The organism is Nitrosomonas sp. (assembly GCF_022842015.1).
Classification (GTDB): Bacteria; Pseudomonadota; Gammaproteobacteria; order Burkholderiales; family Nitrosomonadaceae; genus Nitrosomonas.
The window spans coordinates 33784-41180 of record NZ_JALHQJ010000021.1 but is presented as its reverse complement, the minus strand read 5'-3'; the positions used below and the strand labels follow the sequence as shown (position 1 = coordinate 41180).

The 7397-nt window shown below is 43.4% G+C and carries 6 protein-coding genes; 4 read left to right on the top strand and 2 right to left on the bottom strand.

Annotated features, from left to right (window positions below; translation table 11 throughout):
* Positions 1-399: 399 nt before the first annotated feature.
* Complete coding sequence (locus tag Q0C11_RS05620; RefSeq protein ID WP_293006490.1) at positions 400-795, bottom strand: transposase; 396 nt, start codon at positions 793-795, stop codon at positions 400-402.
* A gap of 491 nt (positions 796-1286) precedes the next feature.
* Here Q0C11_RS05620 and Q0C11_RS05615 point away from each other — a divergent pair, with 491 nt between their 5' ends.
* Positions 1287-1928 (top strand): PEP-CTERM sorting domain-containing protein, encoded by a 642-nt coding sequence (locus tag Q0C11_RS05615; RefSeq protein WP_293006489.1) that lies wholly within the window; start codon positions 1287-1289, stop codon positions 1926-1928.
* A gap of 276 nt (positions 1929-2204) precedes the next feature.
* Complete coding sequence (locus tag Q0C11_RS05610; protein WP_293006488.1) at positions 2205-2603, top strand: DUF3579 domain-containing protein; 399 nt, start codon at positions 2205-2207, stop codon at positions 2601-2603.
* 50 nt (positions 2604-2653) lie between these two features.
* On the opposite strand, the gene Q0C11_RS05605 is transcribed toward Q0C11_RS05610, so the two are convergent.
* Positions 2654-4681, bottom strand: a complete 2028-nt coding sequence (locus Q0C11_RS05605) for a di-heme-cytochrome C peroxidase (protein ID WP_293006486.1) — start codon at positions 4679-4681, stop codon at positions 2654-2656.
* Between the two features lie 277 nt (positions 4682-4958).
* On the opposite strand from Q0C11_RS05605, the gene Q0C11_RS05600 reads away from it, so the two are divergent.
* Both Q0C11_RS05600 and Q0C11_RS05595 read left to right on the top strand, forming a co-directional pair.
* Positions 4959-6227, top strand: coding sequence for a TolC family protein (locus Q0C11_RS05600; RefSeq protein WP_293006484.1), 1269 nt, complete (start codon positions 4959-4961; stop codon positions 6225-6227).
* Entirely contained in the window at positions 6224-7396 is a 1173-nt protein-coding gene (locus tag Q0C11_RS05595; protein WP_293006482.1) for an efflux RND transporter periplasmic adaptor subunit, read from the top strand. The genes Q0C11_RS05600 and Q0C11_RS05595 overlap by 4 nt, the downstream gene beginning before the upstream one ends.
* The last annotated feature ends 1 nt before the right edge of the window (position 7397 follow it).

Sequence of the window (7397 nt, the reverse complement as noted above, 5' to 3'; positions counted from 1 at the left end):
ACTCATGCGTTCAATCAATTCCATCCATGCTTTGAATTCCGTTGATTTCATTGTGCACACCTCTATATCTCAATGCACGTTGGACAAACAATTCAATAATTAATTGTTACATAGCCATTGCAATTGTATCTGCCTATTAACATACAATATGGGCAACCTTTTCAGGTTGTATGCCATGGCTTGTAAAATATGCTAGGCATTGCTTTGGCTTTGCCCCAATAACGCAGCACCTTGGCTCCAAACCAGCGTATGCTGCTTATAACCAAAAAACAGATTTATCACCTTTTTTAACCCAGCGTGCTTCTGTATCTACACCGGGCTGAACCACTTCATACGATGGCTTGGTCTTTGGTTCACGCGGACTGTGCGTGATACTGGTATCGATATGACAGCCCTGAGTCACCAAGATGCGTGCCCCTGGATCTGTTGATTGATCTCCTTCAGCAAATTATCCCATGCATGCACTTGTGTTAATCGTGTCCTGAAACGAGACAGTACCGAATGGTCCGGAACATCGTCTTCCAGACTCAGGCCCAAAAACCGCATCACGTGCAGATTCGCGTTAGCCATGTCTTCAACTAATTCATCACTGAGTCCACCGTGCCAAATTCCTGTCAGCAACATTTTGAACAGCAGCAGACCGGGATAGGCAGGACGGCCTGCGGCATCAAATGTGGGGGCATAATGTTCGGTGATTGCTTTTTCTATCGGTCCCCAATCAATCAGGTAATCGATTTGATTGAGGAAATTTCTTTTGCGAGTGCGGCGGGTGACATCAAACTCTGAAAAACTCATATCAATTAACTCAACAATATGATTAAAAACATTATTATATCATCATCTGCGCCTGAAAATGACTCTAACCTTGCAAAGTTCTCGGTATAGCTCACCTGACTTGACTGAGAATTTCCTACCACTGCAAACTTAATTCTTAACAGTCTTGCCACTTGTTGACATTGCTGGTGCAAAAAAGGATATATGTCCTATTTCTCAAACTGAGAATCTAGTACATATGTACTGGAAGAAAAGGAATTATCTCTTATTACATTCGAGAAATTTTTAGTTTATCTTACAGATGGCTATACAGATCTATTTTTTTGTGTAAATTTAGAAAAAACTAATAAAAACACATAATCTGTAAGTCATTACACAACAATTTCATCTTTCTCTGTAAACAAGCGGCTCCGTTAAATTCGCTGCAAATAAACAGCGCATGCTATCTGGCGCGTGAAGATGAAGTTAGCAAATCTTAATGTAATTTTTTTCTTCTTAGGGGAGATTTTATAATGCGTATTATATTTATGATGGCCTTACTTGCGCTTGCAAGCGGACCGGTCGCGGCGGCTTCTTGGCAAATTGGTGACAATGACGGTTTTGGCGCTGGCATTTGTGACAACTGCCAGCACCCATTTGATGGCTTCTCGGCAAACTATGATGGCCGCAGTGCGGCAGAAATGGCTGCGACCGATGGCACTCAATACACCGATACTTATAGCACTACTCATCCCGGCTTCGGTCCACATGGATCAGAAACGGTAGCAACGTTCACTTTCACTGGATTAGGCAACAGCTGGACAGTCGGTCATCTGGAATTCGACACGGCCGACTTTCAAGCTTCAACATTCGGCGGAGTAACCACCACATTTAACGGCATCGTACAAAACTTTGGCTTCAATGACGGGTTTCCGAATACGGCCATCCATTTCTTTACATTGACTGGCTCCGTGATTGATTCGATCAACGCTTCAGGTGAGTTAGTCATTACAATTGATCGCAACAATTCCGGTGATTTTTACGGCTTTGACTACCTAAAAATCAGCGATGTGGCGGCACCGATACCTGAACCGGAAACTTATGCTATGTTACTTGCTGGCCTAGGTATACTTGGTTTTGCTAGCCGTCGCCGGAGGCAAAAACTGGCTGTTTAATTTGCAAATCAAGTGTTTCTAAGAAAAACCTGCTGCGGCGGGTTTTTCTTTTTCCGGTCGACTATTTTTAGCCTTTATTCAAAGTGCTATTCATTTCTCTTAAGATTTGCCGATGTGACAGCATAAATTCAAACGGAAAAACTCACTGATGAAATCTCGGCATACTCATAAAATATATCATTCTAACCCTCCCTCACCACAAGCCAGTCAAGCTAACCAAGATCGGTGGCATAGAGTATCTACACTTTTATTTTTTCTCGCATTACTACCACATTCATGAAAACCAAGTGCAAAGAACTGCTGATCCTGGGACTTACCATCGAAGGTCGCCCATTTCGACCCAGTGATTGGTCAGAACGGCTATGCGGAGCACTTGCCATCTATAATCGCAATGGCCGCTGGGAATACTCAGAATATGCTCAGCCTGTTATATATGAAGGAAAGATAGGTGTTCATGTAAAAACCGCACTAAAAGATATCAATCCAGCCATGTATCAATTTATGATGGATTTTGCTTACAATAATCAACTCAAGGTAATTCCAACTGGCAAAGTCACTTACTTGGAAGAATCTCCTGCCCCTGAGGAAACAGAAGTAGCATGGTCTGTAACAAAACTGACACTTGCACTGTTACTGCATCAATGGAAAATAAGATTTAAGAATACTGGACATTAGGTAGCAGTGCCTTAATCTTAGTCTAAGCAAAATCATTTCTTACATACGTTTCAGAGTGATTTAAGGTATTCAACAAGATCAAGTCGTTGTTCTTTAGTCAAAGCTGGAAGAAACACCCCATCAGGCTGAGGCATTCTGCCGGAAGCAAACTCGTGACCACCATTATTGTTACCCCAAATATGTGTACGAAACAAAAAGCCATTATAGCCCGTCGTTTTTAATCCAACTTTCACTGGATCAAACTCGCGCGATCCCACCATAAACTCATCAGGACGATATTCGCCTTCTGCAGGATCATCAGGTCGCCGTTTAGGCAACAACAAATCATACAATGTTGGAACGGAGCCATTATGTAGATAAGGAGCAGTCGCCCAGATACCATTCAGCGGGCGAGCTTTATAAGCCAAAACCGAAGCAAAAGGATTGTCGGTTGTGTCAGGGATATAATTGCCATGTTTCAGGGAAGATTGCACTTCATTATCAAGAAATGTATAGGCAATATCAAGCGATCGCTCGAACCATCTGCGCACAAACCATTTATCTGGATCAGGTGTCGTCACCACATTGCGCGTAGCTGAAGTTAATAGTGCTACCGCTGGCGCTTCGCGTTGCAGCAAGAGGTTTCCTGTACTGACACCGACATATTGATTCCGCAGAATACCGCTATACCCGATATACTCAATACCGTTGTCAGCCATCTTAGAATCCGTTCCAATAGACGAAACAGCAATCATTTTGGCCACAACGCGACGATCTGGATCAATGCGATCAATGTGACCGTGACACGATGCGCAATATTGGAAAAATAACTTCGCACCTTTAGCCATTCGTGCTTTATCGATTTTAGGCAAAACACGCTCAGGCCACTGCGGCGAAGTTAATTTACGCAGATGCTTCTCCACTCGGCGCAAATTTCTAATATCAATAGAAGACCGGAAATCAATATGCTTTGAACCAAATCCTTGCCCACCAATGACTGAAGACAACGTAAAGCCATCTCCTTCTTGCCAATCCAGTGTACCAAACACACCAATCATTTGACCTGCATTCCTGGCCATGGGACCTAATCCGCTGTTGTCGACTCTACCATTCCATTGGACATAATCATGCTGCGGAATATCCCACAAGAATGGATAACTCACTGGCGCATCAGCCGGATTATAGATTTTGTTGCGCAGCCGAATGATCTGCTTGCCGGTCAAATAAGCCTGAATTCTTTCAATAATATGATCGCGATTAGTGCTGCTGAGTACGGATTCCACGTTTGATATTACTTCAACCAACTCTTCCGGAGTCAAAATATCGGCAAGCAACTCGCGCAATTGTTGCGCACTCATGATGTGCTCAAGCACACGATTATAGATTCTTCCAAACGCATCCAGTCGCGCATAGCCATAACGAGTCAACGGTCGTTTCGTATCTCTTGGGATGTTGATGATGGTATAAGTTTTAATTCGCTGTGTGTATTTCTTGAGATCCTCCACCACTTCATTTTTTTCCTTATATTGACCTTGTCTCAATACATTAGCAACGAAACGGTTACGTTTTTCTGAGTCCTCCAAGGTGACATGCAATGCTTCTGCCAAATCTATCATGAAAATTTCCATATCCGAATTTGCCGGACCGCCATCAATACGAATTCCGGTACCCTGATAATTGATTTGGGTTGTATGGCAAGCTGCGCAAGTAAACCCCATAAATGCCTTGCCTTGATATTCATCTCGCACCATGCCAACAGGCAGACCATCCGGGTTGCTTGTGGTTGGACGTTGCGGCAAATAGCCATAACGGTCTATGTTTTCATTATTACGGAATAAAGCAGATGAATCAGGTTGTTCCAATACCAGGAAGAAGCTGTAAGGTAATAAATTAGAACCTTGCGTCGTATTATAAAACCACAAACTATCGGATGCCGACCAACCTTGATCAAGGTAAATTGTTTGAGAAAATTGATCACCAAATTTATCGGTACCACTCGAAACCGCACCCCGATTAGGGTCATTATCACGAAATTCATATACCCCTAGAGCTATTCCGGCAATCAGCCAAATCACCGATGATAAGACTAGAATCATCATTAAAAGCTTCAGGTAAAAGTAATAATTGATAAACTTAAATTTCATGCGGTGTATTGTGATTGTTCAGCAAGCATTCAGGATTTATTTGATTAAATCCAGAACATCCGAATAGCCTTTTAACAATTAATATTGCAGGTATTGCTTCAAAACAACGATTTAAAACCCTATTATGCCTAATATTGATACTAATGAATCTTATTTTTCATATATGATTGCCAATCAATTTTATGCGAAGAGTAAGCACAGAAAAAATTTCTTAATAATTATGAAGGATTCGATGCAGATTTTCTCATTTTGGTATTTTTTACTAGGTATCTTCTTAATATTCCCAGCACCTTTTGTATATGCCCAGCTACCAGCTCGTCTTACAATTGAAGAATTACAGCGTGTGGGACTACAAGCAAATGGCCTCGTGCAAGCCGCTCGTTCGCAAGTGAATATGGCCAAAGCAGGTGTAATCGCCGCATCTGCATTTCTCAACCCTGAAGTAACTGTATCAGCTGGCCCTGACGACAAGCGACTTCCTGAGATACTAACAGGACCGGCGAACATGCAGCGCGCTGTAACAGTCAATCAGGGAATTGAAAATCCTTTTATGCGAAGTGCCCGGATTGGTGCATCAGAAGCTGTCGTTGATGCGAGTCGTGCCAGCTTTGATCAAATACGTGCAGATTTAGCAGCGCAACTGAGAGTTAGAGCCTATGAATTATTGTTACGAATAGAGCAAGCTGCATTGGAACAGAACATTTACGACTTATTGAAAGAAGTGCGACGTCGTATTGCAGTCAATGTCGAAAGGGGGGAAGTTGCACGCTTTGAACTCATTCGGGCAGATACCGAATTACAAAGCACAGCTAATCGCATGGAGGCCGCACAATTAACAGCACAGCGCGCTCGAGTGGCCCTACTGCAACTGACGGCCGGAGCCATTCCGATTGATTTTGAAATTCAAGCTTCTCTGAAAGATCCGATTAATTTACCGCCATTGGACACATTACGTCAGGAAGTACCATCCGTAAATCCGGACGTCATCCGTTTGCAGGCAGAACAAGAACGCGCCAAATTACGAATTAGTCAGGAAAAAGCTTCGGTGCTACCACAAATTAATTTTTTATACACTAATTACCAGGATGCACAATTCACCTCTAATATAGCAGGCGTAAGCGTGAGAATCCCTTTGCTCTATCAACGCCGCGGCGAAATTGACACCGCCATTTATGATTCTGCACGGATACGGGAAACACTTGAATATCGCCGTTACGAAATCAGTCAATTGTTCGAAGCAGCATGGCAGTCTCTGCAGATCGCGCAACGACGCGTAGACATGTTTGAAGGTGGTTTAATCAAAGAAGCAGAAAATGCTGTAGAAGTTGCCGAGGCCGCTTACCGTTTTGGGGAGAGAGGTTTAATCGAATTTTTGGATTCGCAACGTATACTCCGAGGAATCTTAGGTGATGCCTTGCTAGCACGTTTTGATCTTCAATCATCCGCTGTCGAAATTGACCGGTTGCGCGCACATTATCCCAAGGAGCTAATTCCAGAATGAGTTTCAAACTAATTTTAATCAACTTCATTGTTTTTTCAACATTACTATCAACAGGGTGCGATAAAAACGAGTCAACAAAGACCTCTGATAAAGAAACCGCTCAAAGCAGCTCCGGAGAAGACCGAGATATCAACAGCATTACTATCCGACCCGAGCTAGCAAACCGTTTAAAGATCGGACAACCTGCTTTAATTGATCTTGCGGATAAAATTCTTGTCCCAAGCAGAGTTCAAGTCGATGAAGAAAGAACCGCGCAAATTGGTTCTTATGTAACTGGGAGAATTATCAACCTTTTTGTCATCTTAGGCGATTACGTTCAGGCAGGTGCACCATTAGCTCGCATTACCAGCCCGGATCTAACACAATCGCAGTTGGCTTATTTGCGTGCATCTTCACGCGTTGTTGTAACCCAGAAAGCAGCTGAGCGTGCGCACCATTTGTTTGCTGCTGATGCGATCGCTCAAGCTGAAGTGGAACGACGTCAATCCGAATTGGAAATTGCTCAGGCTGAACTGGGCGCAGCCACCGATCAGTTGAGATTATTTGGAATGACTGACGCTGAATTAAAAGAATTGTCCAAGAAAGGAAAAATTCTTCCGTGGTTGGATATCAAAGCCACCCGGGAAGGGTATGTCATTGCACGTAATGTGATGGTGGGCCAAGTGGTACAACCTTCCGACCCGTTATTTCAGATTGCTGATCTTTCTCACGTCTGGGTGGTTGGCGATGTACCAGAACAAATTGCGCGTGACGTGCGATTGGAACAGCATGTAGAAATCAATGTACCCGCAATAGGCGGCGCTGATTTTGATGGCGTCATAATATTTGTCTCGGATACCGTTAATCGTCTGACGCGTACTGTAATGACCCGGGTAATGGTGGAAAACCCAGACCGGAAATTGAAGCCGGATATGCTGGCCAATATGCACATCACCGATACACAGCATAAAACCCTGGTTGTTCCGGAAGCAGCGATTGTTCGCGAATTAAACCAGGATTATGTCTTTGTCGCGATCAGTGATAACCAATTTCAACGTGTGCCTGTCGAACTGGGTCCCGAAGTGGCTGATTACCGTCCTGTGCTAAATGGGCTATCAATTGATCAACGAATTGTAATGACAGGTGCTTTTCATTTAGACAGCGAGCGCAAGCTAGCTGAATTGGAATAAT